Raw genomic sequence first — 20,030 nt, 5'->3', positions numbered from 1 at the left:
ATTTATCCATTCTCTCTTAACATGAACTCCTGATCTTTATACTTGGAAGGGCACTTGAGTAAAATATCAGATGCTACAAATTCTCCCTCCCTGATCTTGCCGGTGACCACTAGAGATTCTGACATCTCAAAGTCCTGAGGCTTGGAGTCATGATAAGTGACTTTCATGATTTCACCATCTTTGTCTTCCATAAAAAAGGTCATGAGATTGGCGTCGACATTGGGATCGTAAACGATGGGTTTGTTTTTAACCAGGAAACCTGCAATTTTCACCGTAGAATTTCCTTTGGCTTCTTTAAAGTTAGCATAAGTACTCACGTCACTTGCTGAAGAAATTAAAAAACCAATTCCTGCAATGATCATGATAATGCCTATTATATAAGCTTTTTTCATTATTTACGGTTTCGTCCCACAAAGGTACACAAGTACCATTAAATACATATGATTTAACGTATTGTTTATACTGATTATAAACTAGCTGGTTTCTCCTTTTATTATCTCAGCTATTTCTTTGGCTTTAAACCTGATCATGGCATGCGTGCCTTCTTCTATAACATGGTCTACTTGCTCAGCATTATCAATAGGAAAAAGGGGGTCTTTAGTTCCATGAATGTGAATCAAATTTTCAGGAATTTCATCGTTTTTCCAACATACAATTTCTTGCAAAGCCCATTTCAAGAAAATGTTTTCAGTGGACTTAAAAACCCGTCTAAACCATAAGTAACTGGCCACATTTCTTCCATACAAAGGAACGATCAGATCTAATCCGAATTTAAGAACCGAAGGTTTGAAAAGCTTGTATGTTCCGGTCTTTTCCAGTATTCTGAACAACCTGGGTTTTTCAGATCTGCATTTAATGCTGGATATGGTGATGACCTTCCTGACCTTAAGAAGTTTATTGATTTCAATGGCCAGCACTCCGCCGAAAGATACTCCTATGACGGTATCCTCATGGTGGATGTTGTATTCCTCAATAAATTTCCTGGCATAGTCGGTGAGTGAATGGCTTTTACTTGCAGGAATCCATTCTGCAAATACAGCTTGAGCAGTAAGGATCTTAGAATTTCTAAGATTGTCATATAACGAGGAGTCCGTGCCATACGAGGGTATGAAAACTAGCCTTACCATGCCAATCGTGCATCGGGGCCTACAGCATGGCTGCTAAAGTCGCCTGAAATGTATTTGTAATGCGCTGCGATGGCGATCATAGCAGCATTATCAGTGCAGTATTCAAATTTTGGGATGTGTACTTTCCAGCCATTTTTTTCACTGCGTTTCATCAATTCTGATCTCAAGCCACTATTTGCTGAAACACCACCTGCTATGGCGACTTCCTGAATTCCTGTAATTGCTGAAGCCCGCTCTAATTTGTTGAGTAGTATATCAATGATTGAATGCTGAATGGAACAGGCTATGTCATTCATATTTTCATAAATGAAATCAGGTTCAACCTTGACCTGATCCCTGAGGAAATAGCGGAATGCTGTTTTTAAACCGCTAAAACTAAAATCCAGTCCATCGATTGAAGGCTCTGGAAATGAAAATCGTGGTTCGCCCTTTTGAGCCAGCCGATCAATGTGAGGACCAGCAGGGTAGGGAAGCCCTAACATTTTACCTGCTTTATCAAAGGCTTCTCCTGCCGCATCGTCCAGGGTTTTACCCATAATTTCTAATTTGTTGAAATCTTCAACTTTTATGATTTGGGTATGTCCACCGGATACAGTAAGGCACAGAAATGGAAAATTGGGTTTAGGATCATCGATGAAATGGGCCAAAACATGGGCCTTCATATGGTGTATTTCGATGATAGGGATATTGAGGCTAAGGGCCAATGATTTAGCAAAACTAACGCCCACAATGAGTGAACCTAGTAAGCCCGGCCCTCTTGTAAACGCAATGGCGTTTAGATCCCTTAAGTGTATACCACTTTCCTTCAAAACATGATCTATAAGAGGAATGATGTTTTCCTGGTGTTTTCGGGAAGCCCATTCCGGCACCACACCACCGTAGTTTTCATGAATTTTTTGAGTTGACACACCATTTGCTACAATTTTATCATCCTTAATGATAGCGGCGGCTGTATCGTCACAGGAGGACTCAATTGCTAAAATGTATGTGGATTTCATTTTTTATTTTTATAGATGTACGAATTAAATAAAAAATAGTATTATTGTGAGTGTACAAACGAAAAAACAGATTAAATTATGCGACTAATTCTTAATATTCTCCTGATTCTGGGAATCGTGGGTTTGGCTTACCTTCTTTACTATAATGTAAAGGAACCAATCGCATTTCAGGCGGAAAAAACGAGGCGTGAGACCAGAGTGGTGGATCGTCTGAAAGATATCAGAACATCTCAGGAGTTATACAGAACCATCACTGGTTTGTATGCTCCCAATTTTGATACGCTGGCTTACGTTTTAAGAAATCAGGACATTCCTCAGTTGAAAGTGATAGGTGATCCCGATAATCCTGAAGCAGAATTTACCGTGGATACCCTTTATTATAGCACTGCTGATACCTTAGAGGCACTGGGCATTAATTTGGACTCATTAAGATATGTTCCCTTTGGGAATGGCGAGACTTTCAAGATCGACGCCGATACCTTGACTTATCAACAAACTTTAGTGAATGTTGTCGAAGTAGGGACTCCGAGAAATACTTTCATGGGTAGGTTTGGAGACCCGAAATATGCGAAATATGACAAGTCTTATAATCCACAAGCTATGCTTAAATTCGGTAACATGAATTCACCAAGCTTATCAGGAAATTGGGAATAATAGCAGAATACAGATTAGAAAAAAATTATAACCATAATATACTGTCCGTAATCTTTGATGCGGACAGTTTTTTTTATGCAATAAGTGATGTCAATAATCACTTAAAAATGGCGTGTAAGTATCAATTAGGAGAAGATGCTGTAAGTGAAATTGCAAACATTATTGAACAAGAAAATCTGGCCAACCACTACTACAGTGCTGTTAATATTTTTAGCAAATTACCCAGCTTTTCATTCATACCAGCCAATGAATATCAATATGGAATGGAAGGCGATGTGATTGCCAATAGTTTTCCAATTTATCATCATGAAATTGAAATGGAAATATGCAGCGAAGAGAATTTAAACATCATTCATGCATACAATAAAGAATTTCTTGATGCTTTTGAGGGACTGAAAAAAGAAGCCCAATTTCGACATCTGAGTTTAGCCTATATACAAGGATTGAGAAAAGATGGTATTTACTGTAATCTACTTGATGAAAGCATAATCATATTGGTGAGAAAGGGTGGGCGCTTCATTTTCTACAATCAATTTGCAGTCAACCAGTCAGACGATTATTTGTATTTTACGATGTTGGCCTTCAATCAGTTGAATCTTGATCCAAACCATTTTGTACTCCACCTTCATGGGCAGGAAGAAAAAGTCGTTTCCTTTAAGCTGACTGTAGAAGAATATGTAGTAAATGTCAGAGAGATGGTTCTGGGCTTTACGAACATGGAGGAAAAAATGGACTTAGTTGATTTATTTCTGGCTGCTGTATGCGAATAATTTCAGGCACTTTTAAGGGACGAAAATTCTATCCGCCAGCTAATAAATGGCCTACACGACCTACCACTGATTATGCGAAAGAAGGACTTTTCAATATCCTCATGAATGAGATCGATTTTGAAGAGACTAAAATGCTGGATTTATTTGGTGGGACAGGCAACCATTGCTATGAATTTATATCCAGAGGATGTAAGGATGTGACTTACGTAGATAAGTTTGGCCCAGCCGTCAAATTTGTTCATCAAATTGCCCTTGAACTGGGTGTCTCACAGCATATTCAAATTGTCCGCTCAGATGTCTTTAAGTTTTTAAAAAATACGAACGATGTCTATGATTATATCTTTGCTGGCCCACCATATCCACTTCCAAATTTAGATGAGATACCGGACAAGATCTTTGAGGCGAAAGTCCTCAGTAAAGAGGGGATATTTGTTTTAGAACACAATCCCAACCATAATTTTGAAAATCATCCCTGCTTTGTAAAGAGTCGCAACTATGGCAGCACAATTTTCGCCTTTTTCCAGCATAAGGAATAGCTTATTTAGAATATAGCGTTAAATTTGGCCGTCTATGAGTGCAATTGATGAAATAAAAGCAGCAGTTAGTACTGTGCTAAAGGAAAAATATGATTACGACCATCCAGCTGAAGAGGTTTTAATCAATGAAACCCGTTCGGAGTTTGAGGGAGATTACACAGTGGTCGTTTTTCCATTTACAAAGGCACTTAAAATGCCTCCACCGAAGATAGCAGATGAATTGGGTCAGGAATTGGTCCGAAGTCATGACTTTATATCATCTTTTAATGTCATCAAAGGTTTCTTGAATCTTACTTTTGAGAAGCGTTTCTGGAAAGGAGAGCTCCAAAAAATATTAACAGATAAAGATTTTGGGAGGACATCAAAAAATGGAAAAAAGGTGTTGGTGGAATTTTCGTCGCCTAATACTAATAAACCGCTGCATCTTGGGCATATCAGAAATATATTACTAGGATGGTCCAGTGCTCAACTTTTAGAGGCGGCCGGATATGATGTCGTGAAAACTCAGATTGTCAACGATCGGGGCATAGCCATATGCAAGTCAATGGTATCCTACCAATATTTTGGAGATGGTAAATCACCGGAAGAGGCAGACAAGAAAGGTGATCATTTGATCGGTGAATACTATGTGCGTTTCGAAAAGGAATTCAGAAAAGAGTATAAGACTTGGCAGGATACAGCAGCTGCTAAAAAGATTTATGAAGACCATAGGAAAGTAGGTGAAAAAGAGGAGTATTTCTTCTCCAGATATAAGAATACCTATTTTAATGAATATAGTGTATTAGGTAAGCATGCCAAAGATATGCTTTTGAAATGGGAGAGTGCGGATGAAGAAGTGATCGCACTGTGGCAAAAGATGAACGGATGGGTATATGACGGATTCAATGAAACGTACGAAAATTTGGGTGTTCACTTTGACCATATCTACTACGAATCTGACACTTATAAACTGGGTAAAGTACTCATTGCGGAGGGCTTGAAAAAGGGTGTTTTTTACAAAGAAGATGATGGAAGTGTTTGGGTGGACCTGGAAGATGTAGGCATGGATAGAAAATTGGTACTTCGTTCTGACGGGACGTCTGTATACATGACACAAGACTTAGGTACTGCTCAAATAAGAAATAAAGACCATGAGGTTAATCGAATGGTTTATGTTGTCGGAGACGAGCAAGACTATCACTTTAAAGCATTATTCGCCATACTCAAGAAGTTAGAGGAACCTTATGCTGATGAGTTATTCCACCTTTCTTATGGAATGGTCGATTTACCGACTGGTAAAATGAAGTCCCGGGAAGGAACGGTTGTCGATGCTGATGATCTGATCGCAGATGTGATCAAAGAAGCCCGAGAAAGCTCCGAATCAAGAGGGGAAATAGAAGGTGTAACGGCAGAGGAACGAAATGAGATCTTTAGAAAAATAGGGCTGGCAGCTTTAAAGTTTTTCATCATCAAAGTAAGTCCTAAAAAACGCATGATCTTTGACCCTAAGGAAAGCGTAGACATGCAAGGTCAGACTGGGCCCTATATACAGAATGCCTATGTCAGAATTCAATCCGTACTACGAAAAAGTGATGGCATTGAGCATGTAAGCGACGCAGAATATAAGGAATTAGAAGATCTTGAAGTCGACTTAATTCGAACGATGTCTCAATTTCCTCAAGTCGTTACAGAGGCAGCTGAGCAGCTGGATCCCTCTAATTTGGCCAATTATTGTTATGCCTTGGCCAAGTTGTATCACAGGTTTTGGCATGATCTAAGAATTTTGAGCGCAGAAACCGAAGTGGCAAAAGTTTTCAGATTGAAATTAAGTAAATCTGTGGCAAAAGTTTTAAAATCAGGAATGCATTTACTAGGAATAGAAATGCCTTCCAGAATGTAAAAAGTATGGCAGAATCATTGAATTTTATAGAGCAAATTGTTGAAGAAGATATTGCCTCAGGCAAGCATAATGGTCATGTGCACACGAGATTTCCGCCTGAACCAAATGGCTTTTTACACATTGGCCATACTAAGGCTATCTGTATTAATTTTGAAACGGCTGAAAAGTACGGAGGAATCACGAATCTGAGATTTGACGATACTAATCCGGAAACAGAAGAGACCATGTATGTTGATGCCATTCAAAGAGACATCAAGTGGTTAGGTTTTGACTGGGAAAACCGTCTTTATTTCGCTTCAGATTATTTTGGCCAATTGTATGAATTTGCTTTGCAACTGATCAAAGATGGATACGCATATGTAGATGACTCTACGCCAGAAGAGATAGCGGAGATGAAAGGCACGCCGACCCAACCAGGAGTGGATAGTCCCTATCGGAAAAGAAGTGTTGAAGAGAATTTGAAGCTTTTCCAAGAAATGAAAGCAGGAGTCTTTCCTGATGGATCGAAGGTTTTGAGAGCTAAAATAGACATGTCCTCACCGAATATGCTGATGCGTGATCCTGTGATGTATCGTATCAAACATGCTGGTCATCATCGGACAGGTGATGCCTGGTGCATTTATCCTATGTATGATTTTGCGCATGGACAATCAGACGCTATTGAGCACATCACCCATTCTCTGTGTAGTTTGGAGTTTATTCACCATCGACCCCTCTATAATTGGTTCATCGACAAATTGGGAATCTATCCATCCAGGCAAATTGAGTTTGCCAGAATGAATGTGGAATATATGATTACCAGTAAAAGAAAACTGCTCAAATTAGTGGAGGAGGGTTTGGTAAGTGGATGGGATGATGCCCGAATGCCCACACTGGCCGGAATGCGCCGAAAAGGTTATCCGCCTAAAGCTTTGCGCGTTTTTTGCGACAAGGCAGGTGTAGCCAAGCGAGAAAACCTGATCGAAATGGAACTTCTTGAATCCTGCGTCAGAGACGAATTGAATAGGATTTCTAATCGAGTCCATGTAGTTATTGATCCATTGAAAGTGATCATCACCAATTATCCAGAAGGGAAGACGGAAGAAATAGAGGCCATTAATAATCCTGAGGATGATAACTCGAAGACTCGAATGATTCCTTTCTCAAGAGAAATCTATATTGAAAAAGCGGATTTTATGATAGATCCACCTAAAAAGTTTTTCAGAATGGGTCCAGGAAGGGATGTTCGATTGAAAAATGGATACATATTGCATTGTGAAGATTATAAAATGAATGAGGCTTCTGGTGAGATCGAAGAAGTGTATTGTACTTACTATGAAAATAGTAAATCAGGAGAGGATACTTCCGGTGTCAGGGCAAAAGGTACCTTGCACTATGTATCAATTGCTCATGCAAAGGAATGTGAGTTGAGGCTTTTAGATCATTTGTTTACCGATCCAACACCTGATGGACATGAGGATCGAGACTTTTTGGATTTCTATAATAAGGACTCGATGGTCATTAAGAAAGCATACATGGAACCTGCGTTAGATAAAGCAAAGGTGGGGCAGTACTTTCAGTTTATGAGAAATGCCTACTTCACCCTGGATCCGGACGCAACTCCTGACAAGAAGATATTTAATAGAACAGTTACTTTAAAAAGTAGCTGGAAAAAGAAATAAAAGTTCTACTTATTTTTCTAACTGGGTGTCGGTTGCTTTTATGTTGTCAATTCTGACAATCTCCTGCATGACTTCATCCAGATATTCAGCGCCTATTTTCTTCATCACAATTTCTCGATCTTCATTTAAAATAAAAATGGATGGCGTTTGCTGAACATTGTATTTAATTTTAAATCTGCTAAGGTGATTGGCATCTGAGGCATTGATCCATAAATCCATTCCTTTTTCGTCTACACCTTCCCAGCAATCTGGTTCTTTATCTCTTAATTTGGTACAAACAGCTAAGACCTCAATGTCTAAAGAGTCCTTCACTTTATTGTAGTAATCGATGACATGAGGAGTGGCTTTCTTGCAATGCCCACAATCCGGAGCCCAGAAATATAAAATCAAATACTTTGAATCGATATCTGATAAAGAAATCGGTGTTTTGTCTCTTCGGTAAACTGTTATATCCTGCGCTTGCTTACCTATCAAGGTCGGTTTTATCTTATTGGCTTCAGCAATAATTTTTTGCAATTGATCATCTTCAACCCAATCAGCTTTACCCTTTGCATAATAATTATCAACCAGGTAAACATACACACCATCCTGTCCTACGACCTTTGACCGGGCATAGGTATTTAAAAAGTAGCTTAAGTAAAACTTATAGGTCTCCTCAGCAGGTTCCATCATGTCAAGAAGGGTAGTGAGGGCCACATTAATACTATCAGGCACCTGCGGGGTCAACTTATTAATATAATTATCGATCTTATTATGTAGGAAAGGTGTCCTGAGGTAAATGGCGTTGCTCAAATCAATGTTATCAAAGTAATGACTTTTATAGTAGTAGTATTGTTTTGATTTTACTTCCTCGTCTGATCCTGTAAATTCAGGCATGGTCACATCTAAAGTGGATGAAATCAATTTTGAAGTAACCGTTTCGGGATGATTTTCAATAATATTTCTCTGGTAGTCCTTCACTTGTTGGTCAAGTGTTTTTCTTTTTTCTTCCAAAACCGCAGTACTTTCCCCCGCTTCTTTCGCAGCATTAATGTCAGAAGCCAATTTTTCATTTTCCCTTCCTTTCTCATTCAAAAAAGCAATGTAGTCCAGGAAAAGCTGGTTGTCAGGAGAATTTTTGATGATAGGTTTAGCCAGATCAGCAGTGTCCACTTGTATGTCAAGGTTACCCTCTCCCTTATTGACTAAAAATTGAATAAATCGATTATTAGGGCTTAATAAAAGTAAATAGACACCCTCGTCAAGCGCACCTTCACTTTGATAAGCAAATTCATTTTTGTCGTTTCTTTTGACGGTATCCAGTACCAATTGGCGGTCGCCATAATAATAACCAAGGATTACATACTCCTTATCATAGTTTGGAGAAGTAATGGTAATAGATCTTTGATCTGAGTTTTGAGCTGTAATAATATTACAGATAAGAAAAAAAATGATTGAAGCTCCAACTTCTAAATATCTCATTCCCAAAAATTTAATGTAAAACATACGTTTTATAAACAAAACGCAAAGATAATAGAAAGCGATCAAACGGTTAATGTCTTATGAAATCATTAACGTTAATTGCCTTTTTCAAGTTTTTTAAGCTTGTCTTCCAGGTCCTTAATTTTTTTCTCTAATTCAGATATTTGCTCCTCTTTAGATTGAATAACCAGCTGCGTTTCTTCCTTTATTTTCTGCACAGTTTCGGATGCGTTCTTTTGTGCTTCGTATATTTGTGTAGTATATTCTTCTCTCAGTGCTTCATTTTCTTGATTATTCTCCTCTCGAGCTTTTTCCGCATTGGCTATATATTGTTGTTTCTGCTTATAGCTTTCATTGCGAATATCTTCCATTTCTCTTTCCTGCTGAAGTCTCAACTGAGCGATTTCTTCATTGCCTTTCTTTCTAATTTGCATTATTTCTTGTTGTATTTTGCTCAATTCTTCGTCCTTCAACTGGTTAGCAGCTTCGATAGCAGTATTAGCTTGTTGGTTTATGATCGCTATTTCATTTGCACTTTCATTGGTAATGGTATTTATTTTTTGAGCGGCTTCAGTTTGTGCCGATTTGACCTGTGCATCAGCGCTGCGTTTTGATTCCTGTACTCTTTTTTCGGCTTCGTATATTTCCTGTGCGGCTGACTCTTTAGCTATTTTAAGATCTTTGGCGATTTGATTTTTGGTATCATTAAATTCTTCGCTCAATTTCTTTAACTCATTATTGTAGCTGATCTTAGCTTCTAATATTTTTTCTTCATTTTCCGTTTTTATGGATTTCAAAGTTTCTGCTCCTGATTTTCTTTCCTCAAGGATTGACTCCTGTATCCTCGATTTCTCGTTTTCAGCATTGGTCTTTAAATCAGCGATTTCTCTGGCATTCTTTTCTTTGACTTCCTGGATCCTTTGATTGGCCTCTTCGTGCGTTAATTTCAATCTCTCATAAGTATCCTCCTTAGAGTCTTGTAATTCTTTTTGAGATAGGGCAATGGCTTTCTGTTTCTCTTCCTCTATTTTCTGCAATGCCTCCGTTGCGGCTTTTTTATTAGAGGTGATCTTTTGAGAATACTGTTGTTTTTCACCTTCTAGGGCTTCGTTGAGTCTTTGGAGTTCAGACTGAGAGGCATTCCTTGCTTTAGTAATCGCTTCATTTGCTTTGTTTCGAATCTCTTTCAATTCCTCCATGGCTTCCCGCTGAAGTCTTTCCTCTTCTGCTTCGGCCAATTCCTTCCTGGCTGCAAGGGATTGGTTCAATTTCTCTATTTCCCTGGCGAAAGCCTCTTGCTTTCTGGCGTATTCCTGTTCTACTTCCTGTAGTTTCTTTTGCTCGATCTCAGCAGTGGATTGTAGCTTTTGCTGAAGAGCACTATTGATTTCTTCAATAGCGATTCTGGTGCTTTCACGAAGTTTTTGAATTCTTTCAGCTGCATCCTGTTGCTGTTGTTCTACATTAGCTTGTAATGCACTGATATTATTGCTTGCAACTTTTTTAGCCTCTATGAAATCAAGATTAAGTTTTTCCTTGGCTGCATTGTTGGCTTCTCTTAATTTAGAAATCTCTTCCAGGTTCTGTGTCTGGATCAGTGCCTTCTCTTCAGAAATTTTACGCCTAAGTTCCGCGAGATCCATCTCTATTCTTTCCTTGGCGATGGCTGCATTTTCTCTGGCTTTTGCAACTGCAAGTGCATTCTCCTCTTGTATCTTAATAAGTTGATCTAAGGACTTTTGCTTTTCCGTAGAAATTTCCTGAGCAGAAAGTTCTTTTCGTTCATTTATTTTTTCGCGATATTCAGTCAAACTTTGCTCCAGTTCTTGTCTGATTTTCTTTACTTCTGAATTGTATTTTTCCCGTGACAAGGAGATGTTATCAGCATATTCTAATTTAGATTCTTCCAAGGCTTTATTAATTCTCAATAATTCTTCTTCCGTCTCTTTCCTGATTTGGGCTATTTTTTCTGCTGATCTCAATTTGATTTCCGAAATCTCTTCTGCTGCATTTTGTCTGGCTAGATTAACACTTTCAAGAATTTTCTCAATTTCAGACATTGCTTTTGACTTCTCCTGTAAAAGGTATTCTTGATTTTCCCGACGAATAGATTCGATTTCCTCGTTGGCTTTCTTACGTTCTGCTAAAACTTCATTGGCGAGTTCTTTTTTCTTCTTATTGGAATTTTCATAAGCTAAGGCCACTTTTTCATTGATTTGGGCTTTGATTTTATCTGCCCGATTCCTTTCTTCTGCAATCTGTTCTCTCATTAGCTGCTTGACCTCTTCGAGGTCTCCTCTGAGGCTCGAAAGTTCGGTATCGCTGAACTCGGAGAAATTAACTTGTTTTGCATTATTTGAAGTTGAAGTAGTTAAATTGGTAGACGGAACCAAGTCATTGATATTGGATTCGTTCAATTCTGATAAAAAACATGCGGCCAATTGCAGCAGATTAGCCTGGTAATTGGCTGGTAGTGAAAGCTTTCGCCAGTCATTGCTGATATTGTTTTGTACATAAAGAACGCTGATCCTGATCGTTGCGAATTTTTTCAGGTCAGCAATTGAAATTTTAAAGTAGTTTTCGTATATGGGAATGTTTCCGCGACTGGTTCTTTTGGCTTGACCACTAAATCTAAACCGTCTCCGATCTTTATTGGCATCAATTAAGATGATTTCATCACCTTCATTCAAAATTCCACCATTGTCAGAGATCATTTTAACATATATGTTTTGATCTGTAGTTTCGAAGGCAAACAAGTAGGAATAATTTCCCCTGGACACAATTTTCTCAGAAGTGGTTTTTAAGATCTGAAGTTGACCCAATAAACTATTGTCCTTGATATACCGCTCACAGGATTGAGCATCTAAAGTACCGAGGCTGATGATTAGAGCAATCATATACAAAATTGCAATCCTCATTTCATTCATTTATTTTGTACAAATTACGAAAAATATTGCATTTTATTGTAAACAGTAAAATGTGCAAAATTTCTTTTGTAAGGCAACTGCTATTTTCGTTTTGCGGCTAGAAGATACAGAACGGCCATTCTTACAGCTACACCATTTTCTACTTGTTGTAGGATAATGGATTGATCAGAATCTGCAACGTCACTACTGATTTCCACACCACGATTGATCGGTCCTGGATGCATGATGACCACTGGCTTATTCAAGCTGTTCAGCAAAGTCTTATCAATTCCATAATATTGAGCATATTCACGTAAAGAAGGAATATACCTGATATCTTGACGTTCAAGTTGGATTCGTAAAACATTTGCAATGTCCGCCCATTCCAATGCTTTTCGCATGTTATATTCTACGGAAACACCAAGTTTAGAAATATATTTAGGGATGAGGGTAGGGGGCCCACAAACTTTCACATTGGCGCCTAGCTTGGTCAAACAAAAGATGTTAGAGAGTGCTACTCTGGAGTGTTTGATGTCTCCACAAATTAATACATTCTTGCCTTTGAGTTGGGGAATGACCTCCATCATTGAATAAGCATCGAGCAGGGCCTGGGTAGGATGTTCATGGGTCCCATCCCCTGCATTGATAATATTGGCCTCTATGTTTTGTGCTAAAAATGCGCATGCTCCAGGGGCAGGATGTCGCATGACGACCATGTCGACCTTCATTGACAAGATATTGTTCACCGTGTCCAATAGGGTTTCACCTTTTTTAACCGATGAGGATCCTGCTGAAAAGTTGACCACATCAGCCGACAGCCTTTTTTCTGCAAGTTCAAATGATATGCGTGTTCTGGTGGAGTTCTCAAAGAATAGATTGGCAATGGTCACATCTCTCAGTGAGGGAACTTTCTTGATGGGTCGATTAATGACTTCCTTAAAGTTCTTCGCTGTTTTGAAAATAAGGTGAAGGTCCTCAGGCTTAAGATTCTTGATTCCAAGGATATGCTTACTGCTGAGTTCTTTCGTTTCTGCCATAACTGTCATTTAGCTGCAAATAATAGAATTCTGTCACGATCTTCATAACCTTTCCATTCAACCTTAACATAGGCTTCATCTACCGCATCTACTCTAATACCAATGTAATCAGCCTGAATGGGCAAATGACGATTAAATCTTCTGTCGACCATGCACAATAATTCTACCTGATCAGGACGCCCAAAATCCTGCAGTGCTGCAAGTGCAGATTGAATAGTTCGACCTGTATAAAGAACATCATCTACCAAAATTACACGCTTACCTTCAATCAGGAAATCAATTTCTGTACTGGAAGCTCGAAGAGGCTCAACTCTGGTTCTGAAATCATCTCTATAAAAGGTAATGTCCAGTTTGCCTAACTGTAGATGTTCATATTTAGTGGTTTCAACAATAAGTTTATGTATTCGCTCCGCTAAGATGACCCCTTTTTCCTGGACCCCAATAATGCAGGTGTTTTCGAAGTCGCCATAGTTTTCTATCAACTCATGAGCCAATCTCTGAAGGGTTAGTTCAAATCTCTTATCTGTCAATATGGTTCTACCTTTGCTCATTTAAAATACGTGTAAGCATTGCTGGTTCACTTGGATTCTTCTGATATAGAGAAGGTATTCATCACCTTACTATATCAGTGCAAATATAGAATTATTTAAAAATTATACTGATTTATTTGGAATCGCCAATAAAAGGATTTATTATTGTAGTGTACTAATATAGTAATACACTAAAACAGTAGCTATGATCAATATCAATAATCTTTCTTTTGGATACTCTAAAAAGAAAGATCTATTCACTAATCTAAATCTGGAGGTTCAAAGTGGAAGAATCTGTGGACTGCTAGGAAAGAATGGAGCAGGGAAGACCAGTTTACTGCGACTCATTACCGGTTTGCTTTTTCCCGATGAGGGCGAAGTTGTGGTCTTAGGACAGACTATCCGTGAAAGAGATCCAGATATCGCCAAAGAAATATTTTACGTTCAGGAAGAATATGAGCTTCCATCAATGCGAATCAGCTTATACAAGAAGTTGTATGCTCCATTCTATGAGAACTTTGATGAGGTAAAGTTTTATGACTTGCTGAGCAGTTTCGAGGTCGACAAAACGGCTAAGACAAACCAACTTTCCTATGGACAACGCAAGAAAGTTCAGATTGCCTTTGCCTTATCCACTGGCGTTAGACTACTGATTTTGGATGAACCCACAAATGGTTTAGACATTCCTTCAAAGGCACAGTTTAGGAAGGTCCTGATATCATCCATTGGTGAAGATCAAAGTGTAGTGATCTCTTCACATCAAGTCAGAGATTTGACAAATTTATTGGACCAAATAGTGATTGTAGATGAAGGAAATGTGGTGCTCAACGAGGATATCTTTGATATTTCCTCAGCCTTAAGTTTCAAGCAGGTTCAAGGGGCTGGCATACCTGAACAGGCCCTCTATCATGAAATGGTTCCAGGTGGACATTTTGTTGTACTTCCCAATGATACCGATGAACAATCACAGATCGATCTTGAGGCGCTGTTCAATGCTACAGTAACCAACGGACGAAAATTAAAATCGATTTTTGAACAACACAAAACAAAAAGAAATGCTAAAGTTTGATACCACCAGGGTTCGTGCTCTTTTTACAAGAGAGTTCTACTTAGGATACCTGCCAGCGATAAAAGCAGCTTCAATCATTATTCTTGCTGTGTTCGTCATCAATTTAATTGCAAGGATAGCTGACCCTCAAAATGGTGGAAACGACGAAGAATCCGGAACCCTCTTGAAGTTTGGAATAATACTTATGATAGGGGGATTGTTATATGCTTCGTGGGCTTTCAAGGAGTTTCGTAAAGTTTCTACAAGAGCCGCTTTCTTAGCCTTACCAGGTTCCAGTTTTGAGAAAACCTTTGTTAAATGGCTCTTTACTAATCCTATATTTATATTGACCATAAGTCTACTGATACTCGTTGCATCTTTGATATTTACACCATTGATTCACAAATTTGGTGGAGATGCATATATGAACGAGATTTTTCTTTCTGAACACTATTGGAGAATTGTGGGAATATACTTTATTGTTCACAGCATTTTCTTCTTCGGCAGCATTGCTTTTAATAGGGTAGCAGGGATTCAAACCATCGTTTTCTTAATTCTTTTAGGGATTGTATCCGCCATATTGTGCGCGATTTTCTTTCGAATAGTCTGGGCCGATATGTTCAGCGGGCTTTTCACTTTTGCTCCTCAGGAAGGAAACTTTCGGTTTGGCGATGGCAGTCGTGAACCAGAGGATATGTGGCAGGTTCAGTTCTTCATTTTTGCCTTTAAATATTTATTGGCACCAGCACTTTGGGCTGCAAGTATTTTTAAACTATCAGAAAAGCAAGTGTGATGGAATTTAGTAATAACAATTCAATATACCTTCAGATTGCTGACAGACTTTGTGAGCAAATTCTAAGTGAAGAAATCAGTGGTGAAGATAGAATCCCTTCAGTGAGGGAGTTCGCCGCAGATATACAGGTCAACCCTAATACAGTGATGAGAACATACGGTCTCTTACAGGATCAGGGTATACTTTACAATAAAAGAGGAATCGGATATTTTGTATCAGAAAAAGCCAAACAAATAGTTATGAAAACGAAAAAAGAAGAATTTATACAGGAAAGTCTACCCGAACTTTTTAAAATGATGGATCTACTGAACATTGACTTTAATGAGTTGGAGAATATTTATCAAACATCTGTTAAACATCAAAATTAAAATAATGAAAATGAGCAATATAATCATCTTAAGTCTGCTAAGCCTGGGTCTGGTGACCAGTTTTTCATTTATCTATTCAGTCAAACAGGAAATAAAGTTTGTTGAATACATAGAAATCAAGGGAAGTGAAAATCTTATTTCAAAGACTATTGAAGTTGCGGATTTTCATTCCTTAGAAGCCTCTGACCAGGTGAAAGTCATCATTTCCCAAGGACCTCCCAGTATCGAAATCTCCGCTGAGGACAACCTGATCGAATATCTAAAAGTCGAAAATAAAGATGGCACCCTTTCTATCTACAGGGAATTCGCAAACTCTCAGAACATTCAGCAAAATTTGCCGATGATCGTGCGTATTTCAAACTTAGCTTACGACAAGCTGGTCGCCAAAAACCAAAGCGAGATTATCATAGAAGGTAATTTGAACCAACCTGCCATCTTTTTAACATTGAGAGACCAAAGTAATGTTAGTGGTTCGATTGAAACCAGTGAATTAGAAGTTGTTGCCAGCCAACAATCCAATGCATCGCTCTTTGGAAATGCAAAAAAGTTAAAGTTGGAATTGGAAGATCAATCAAATTTAAGAGCCTATAATCTTAATGTAAATCAGGCTGAAATACAAATTAGAAATCAATCTGAAGCAAGATTGAATGTAAGCGATGAAATAACCGGCCTAGCACGAGGTAACGCGAAAGTTAATATTAAAGGTGATCCAAAAATTAAGCAAATCACGAAAGATGAAAATGCTAAAGTCAACTGATCCGTCATAAAACTTCTTCTAAGCTATTAATATCATGGATCACAAAGTCATGTACTTTGGGGTCCATTTTCAGTTTTTCCGGGTTGTACCAGCATGTCGTCAGCCCATAACTTGCTCCACCACGTATATCCGAATGGTAACTATCTCCAATCATCAATACCTCCGCGGGATTGCTGACCTGACCATTTCTCATAGCAATTTTAAAAAATCCTCTGTTGGGTTTAGCGTAACCTATTTCATCGGAAACGGTGATGGAGGATAGTAGGGATGAGATACCAGCTTTCTTCAGGCGTGGTCGTTGCACCTCTTTTAGGCCATTGGTAACTATATGTATGTGGTATTTTTCCCTTAGTCTGTTCAGCAAGGATTCTGCACCATCGATGAACTTGTTGTTATTGACCACATGATGCAAATAAACCTCATTCCATTTATAGCCATCTTCTTCCCAGCCCATGCGATCAAGAAATACCTGAAATCTTTTACCACGCAGCTTTTGGGCGCTAATGAGACCCATTTCAAACTCTCTCCAGACTTTAGCATTTCCTTCGCTATAGATCTGATAATGTTGCTCTTCAGGCCTGGAAAAATGACTCATAGTAGCAGAGAAGGCACGGTGACTAGCGTAAGAGAAATCTAGTATTGTATTGTCCAGATCAAAAAACAGGTGTTTAATTTCACTCATTTAACCTCAAATTCCTGCTCCGAATCTCCTATTGAGATCAAATACTTTCCTTTTTCAAGATAATATTGACCATCCTCTGCTTTTTCCTTGCCTTCAGTTGAAGTCAGATTATAAGTCACCTCGGAAATTCCGGATTTGACTTGTTTGGTCAACTTCTGAATGATCTTTCCATCTTCATTTTTAATTTCAATGTTTACAGGACCCGATTGCTTTTTATAGATGGTAAATCGATATTCTGGTTCAGTATTGCTGTTAAATATTGTGGGTTCAGAGCCCCATCTTGATGATTTCCTGACTGGATCTAGTTCAAAAACATAGGCATCCTCAGACTTTACTTCATTGTATTTTTGAATTTCGGCCACACTACCTTTATAAAAAGAGCGTCCGTGTGTACCCAGGACCATTTCTTTCTCTTTTTCATGGATCACAAGATCGTGTATCGGGACTGCAGGCAAACCATTAGAATAGATGGTAAATGTTTGTCCCTGATCAAAGGAGACATAAACACCGTGATCTGTTCCCACATAAAGTATGTTAGGATCGACGGGATCTTCCTGAACAACGTTTATGGTTTCATGAGGCAAGTCCATACCCAGTCTGGACCAGGTAGCACCATAGTCCTGTGAAACGTATAGGTATGGGGTAAAGTCATCCCATCTATACCCATTCAGGCTAGCATAAACCCTGTCTTCTTTGTGCTTAGAAGCAATAACCCTGCTCACCCACATATCTTGTGGTAATTCATTAGAAATCCGCTCCCATTTATATCCGCCATCTTTGGATACCTGAATGACACCGTCATCAGAACCAGTATATAATAGACCAAATCTGAACGGAGATTCTGAAATCGATGACAAGGTTCCGTATGAGACATCTCCCTTCTTACCGCCATTGGTGAGATCATCGCTAATCTTTGTGAAATTTTCTCCCTGATCCATTGATCTGTGTAGGTAATTAGAACCCATATAAAAAACATCTTGATTATGGGAGGAGAGCAATATGGGTGCCTGCCAATTCCATCTGTATGGTCTTTCACCTAAATCATGTTTTGGCGTTAAATATGACCGCTCACCTGTTTTTTTGTTTATTCTGTAATAGTTTCCGAATTGCAGTCCTGCATAAACAATGTCGTTGTTTCTTCGGTCTATTTGCACTTGCATACCGTCTCCTCCCAAAATGGATTCATAAGGATACTGTCCGGTGCTGTGCCATCTCGTACTGGCTTCATAGTCACTGGGTCCAAACCATACACCATTATCCTGGGCACCCCCATATATATTATAGGGATCTTCTTGATCAACATTTACTGAGTAAAATTGACCTACAGCAGGAGCATTACATTTAATCCAGTTTTCACCGTCGTCGTAAGAAATATTAACCCCTCCATCGTTTCCGTTAATCAAGTGTCCTGGAAGATCAGGATTAATCCACAAGGAATGATGATCCACATGCACATTCTCCTGGTTGATATTGGTCCAATTTTTTCCACCATCATCTGATCTGAGAATGGGAACGCCTGCTATATATACTTTTTCAGAATCATAAGGAGCAACTTCGATCATTCCAAAATAGTAGCCATAACTATTGTAAACAAATTCAATGTAATCATCATGAGTTTTTTCCCAGCTCTTCCCTCCGTCTGTACTTTGATACACCTCTGCTCCTATGACAGGGGTATCGAACAGCAAGGAATTAGCATCTTCAACAAATTCTACCAGTGCGATGGGTTGTATCTCATCATTTCTGACCATCAGTTGAACTTTATCAGCATCGTATTTACGGTCAAATCTATTGGACTTTAAGTAATCATTGAGCAACTCTTTTTTTAGACTAAGAAATTCATCTTTAGACATGTTTCTAAGTTGCTCTTTGTCCAATTTATTTTCATCACTTTTCTCCTCTGCAGGCCTCCTGTTGTAATTATCAAGCAATGCATATATTTTATCAGCGTGAACAGCCAGGCCTATTCTACCCACATTTTCCCCTGTAGGAAAACCGCTTGAACCTGATGTTAGTTTGGTCCAGCTATCGCCATTATCCGAGCTTTTATAAATGGCTGAACCTTCTCCTGCTTCTACAAAATTCCATGCTCTACGTTCTCGTTCCCAACTTGCGGCGTAGAGTGTGGTGGGATCAGATGGATCTGAGTCGATGTCCACGATTCCTGTTCTCTTATCAATAAATAAAGTTTTATTCCATGTTTGGCCTCCATCAGTTGACTTAAAGACGCCCCGTTCCTCATTGTCAGAGTATAAGTGACCAAGCACGCCTACTATAACCACATCAGGGTCATCTTCTGAAACCATGACTTTTCCGATATGGTGAGAATCTTCCAAACCTACATTGGTCCAATTTTGACCATCGTCTGTAGATTTATAAACTCCCAAGCCTGCGTAAGACGATCTACTGCTGTTGACTTCTCCCGTACCTACATAGATGGTTCCGGTTTCCCAATGTACATCAAAGTCTCCGATGGTCATCACTGCCTCATTATCGAAAATGGGACTAAACGTCGTACCATTATTAATGGTTTTCCAAAGTCCACCTGAGGCGTATGCTACGTAGAAGACAGACGGAGTATCCGGGTTTACGGCTATATCTACTACACGTCCACTCATGATGGTGGGTCCTACATTGGTAAACTCCAGATGAATGGGTGATGATTCTTTTAGAGCCTCTCGTTTTTTAAATGCTTCGGCACGATCAGATGCCTTGCTAGCGGGAGGTTGAAAACCTTGAGACTTAAATGAGGAAGCGAGCAATAAACAGATCAGAAAGCTGAGGGTCAGCCGGGTAAAAGTGGTCATTAAAATTAGTTTTAGC

Annotated in this window: 18 protein-coding genes; 9 read left to right on the top strand and 9 right to left on the bottom strand. The window is 38.9% G+C overall.

Annotated features, from left to right (window positions below; genetic code table 11):
- Positions 1–2: 2 nt before the first annotated feature.
- The 3 genes from L2567_RS00470 to tsaD form a co-directional block, all read right to left on the bottom strand.
- Positions 3–392, bottom strand: a complete 390-nt coding sequence (locus L2567_RS00470) for a cytochrome c maturation protein CcmE domain-containing protein (protein ID WP_235295715.1) — start codon at positions 390–392, stop codon at positions 3–5.
- Positions 393–473: 81 nt separating this feature from the next.
- A complete protein-coding gene (locus tag L2567_RS00465) occupies positions 474–1,127 on the bottom strand; it encodes an alpha/beta hydrolase (protein WP_235295714.1) in 654 nt (217 codons plus the stop codon).
- Positions 1,121–2,125 (bottom strand): tRNA (adenosine(37)-N6)-threonylcarbamoyltransferase complex transferase subunit TsaD, encoded by a 1,005-nt coding sequence (tsaD, locus tag L2567_RS00460; RefSeq protein ID WP_235295713.1) that lies wholly within the window; start codon positions 2,123–2,125, stop codon positions 1,121–1,123. Before tsaD ends, L2567_RS00465 begins: the two co-directional genes overlap by 7 nt.
- Before the next feature lie 78 nt (positions 2,126–2,203).
- Between tsaD and L2567_RS00455 the strand changes: the two genes are divergently transcribed.
- Genes L2567_RS00455 through L2567_RS00435 form a run of 5 tightly spaced genes read left to right on the top strand, consistent with a single transcriptional unit; the run spans position 2,204 to position 7,625 of the window.
- Positions 2,204–2,779 carry a hypothetical protein gene (locus L2567_RS00455; protein WP_235295712.1) on the top strand — a complete coding sequence of 192 codons (576 nt, stop codon included), beginning with the start codon at positions 2,204–2,206 and terminating at the stop codon, positions 2,777–2,779.
- Entirely contained in the window at positions 2,770–3,549 is a 780-nt protein-coding gene (locus L2567_RS00450; RefSeq protein WP_235295711.1) for a DUF3822 family protein, read from the top strand. Before L2567_RS00455 ends, L2567_RS00450 begins: the two co-directional genes overlap by 10 nt.
- Positions 3,540–4,085 (top strand): RsmD family RNA methyltransferase, encoded by a 546-nt coding sequence (locus tag L2567_RS00445; RefSeq protein WP_235295710.1) that lies wholly within the window; start codon positions 3,540–3,542, stop codon positions 4,083–4,085. Before L2567_RS00450 ends, L2567_RS00445 begins: the two co-directional genes overlap by 10 nt.
- A 34-nt stretch (positions 4,086–4,119) precedes the next feature.
- Entirely contained in the window at positions 4,120–5,964 is a 1,845-nt protein-coding gene (gene argS, locus L2567_RS00440) for an arginine--tRNA ligase (RefSeq protein ID WP_235295709.1), read from the top strand.
- 5 nt (positions 5,965–5,969) lie between these two features.
- Positions 5,970–7,625: a glutamine--tRNA ligase/YqeY domain fusion protein gene (locus L2567_RS00435; protein ID WP_235295708.1), complete on the top strand. Its 1,656-nt coding sequence runs from the start codon at positions 5,970–5,972 to the stop codon at positions 7,623–7,625.
- A gap of 9 nt (positions 7,626–7,634) precedes the next feature.
- On the opposite strand, the gene L2567_RS00430 is transcribed toward L2567_RS00435, so the two are convergent.
- The 4 genes from L2567_RS00430 to pyrR form a co-directional block, all read right to left on the bottom strand.
- Positions 7,635–9,086 carry a redoxin domain-containing protein gene (locus L2567_RS00430; RefSeq protein ID WP_235295707.1) on the bottom strand — a complete coding sequence of 484 codons (1,452 nt, stop codon included), beginning with the start codon at positions 9,084–9,086 and terminating at the stop codon, positions 7,635–7,637.
- 95 nt (positions 9,087–9,181) lie between these two features.
- Positions 9,182–12,004, bottom strand: a complete 2,823-nt coding sequence (locus L2567_RS00425; protein WP_235295706.1) for a hypothetical protein — start codon at positions 12,002–12,004, stop codon at positions 9,182–9,184.
- 89 nt (positions 12,005–12,093) lie between these two features.
- On the bottom strand, positions 12,094–13,029 hold the full coding sequence (locus L2567_RS00420; protein WP_235295705.1) for an aspartate carbamoyltransferase catalytic subunit: 936 nt from the start codon (positions 13,027–13,029) through the stop codon (positions 12,094–12,096).
- 5 nt (positions 13,030–13,034) lie between these two features.
- A complete protein-coding gene (gene pyrR, locus L2567_RS00415) occupies positions 13,035–13,580 on the bottom strand; it encodes a bifunctional pyr operon transcriptional regulator/uracil phosphoribosyltransferase PyrR (RefSeq protein WP_235295704.1) in 546 nt (181 codons plus the stop codon).
- Positions 13,581–13,764: 184 nt separating this feature from the next.
- Between pyrR and L2567_RS00410 the strand changes: the two genes are divergently transcribed.
- Genes L2567_RS00410 through L2567_RS00395 form a run of 4 tightly spaced genes read left to right on the top strand, consistent with a single transcriptional unit; the run spans position 13,765 to position 16,525 of the window.
- A complete protein-coding gene (locus L2567_RS00410) occupies positions 13,765–14,628 on the top strand; it encodes an ABC transporter ATP-binding protein (RefSeq protein WP_235295703.1) in 864 nt (287 codons plus the stop codon).
- A complete protein-coding gene (locus L2567_RS00405; protein WP_235295702.1) occupies positions 14,615–15,400 on the top strand; it encodes a hypothetical protein in 786 nt (261 codons plus the stop codon). The genes L2567_RS00410 and L2567_RS00405 overlap by 14 nt, the downstream gene beginning before the upstream one ends.
- Positions 15,400–15,768, top strand: coding sequence for a GntR family transcriptional regulator (locus L2567_RS00400; protein ID WP_235295701.1), 369 nt, complete (start codon positions 15,400–15,402; stop codon positions 15,766–15,768). The genes L2567_RS00405 and L2567_RS00400 overlap by 1 nt, the downstream gene beginning before the upstream one ends.
- 10 nt (positions 15,769–15,778) lie before the next feature.
- Complete coding sequence (locus L2567_RS00395; protein WP_235295700.1) at positions 15,779–16,525, top strand: head GIN domain-containing protein; 747 nt, start codon at positions 15,779–15,781, stop codon at positions 16,523–16,525.
- A 4-nt stretch (positions 16,526–16,529) separates the two neighbouring features.
- On the opposite strand, the gene L2567_RS00390 is transcribed toward L2567_RS00395, so the two are convergent.
- Both L2567_RS00390 and L2567_RS00385 read right to left on the bottom strand, forming a co-directional pair.
- Positions 16,530–17,207, bottom strand: coding sequence for a YjjG family noncanonical pyrimidine nucleotidase (locus L2567_RS00390; RefSeq protein WP_235295699.1), 678 nt, complete (start codon positions 17,205–17,207; stop codon positions 16,530–16,532).
- Positions 17,204–20,014 carry a WD40/YVTN/BNR-like repeat-containing protein gene (locus L2567_RS00385; RefSeq protein WP_235295698.1) on the bottom strand — a complete coding sequence of 937 codons (2,811 nt, stop codon included), beginning with the start codon at positions 20,012–20,014 and terminating at the stop codon, positions 17,204–17,206. Before L2567_RS00385 ends, L2567_RS00390 begins: the two co-directional genes overlap by 4 nt.
- Positions 20,015–20,030: the final 16 nt, after the last annotated feature.

This window comes from Portibacter marinus (genome assembly GCF_021533195.1).
Classification (GTDB): Bacteria; Bacteroidota; Bacteroidia; order Chitinophagales; family Saprospiraceae; genus Portibacter; species Portibacter marinus.
This window is presented reverse-complemented; position numbering and strand designations above follow the sequence as displayed.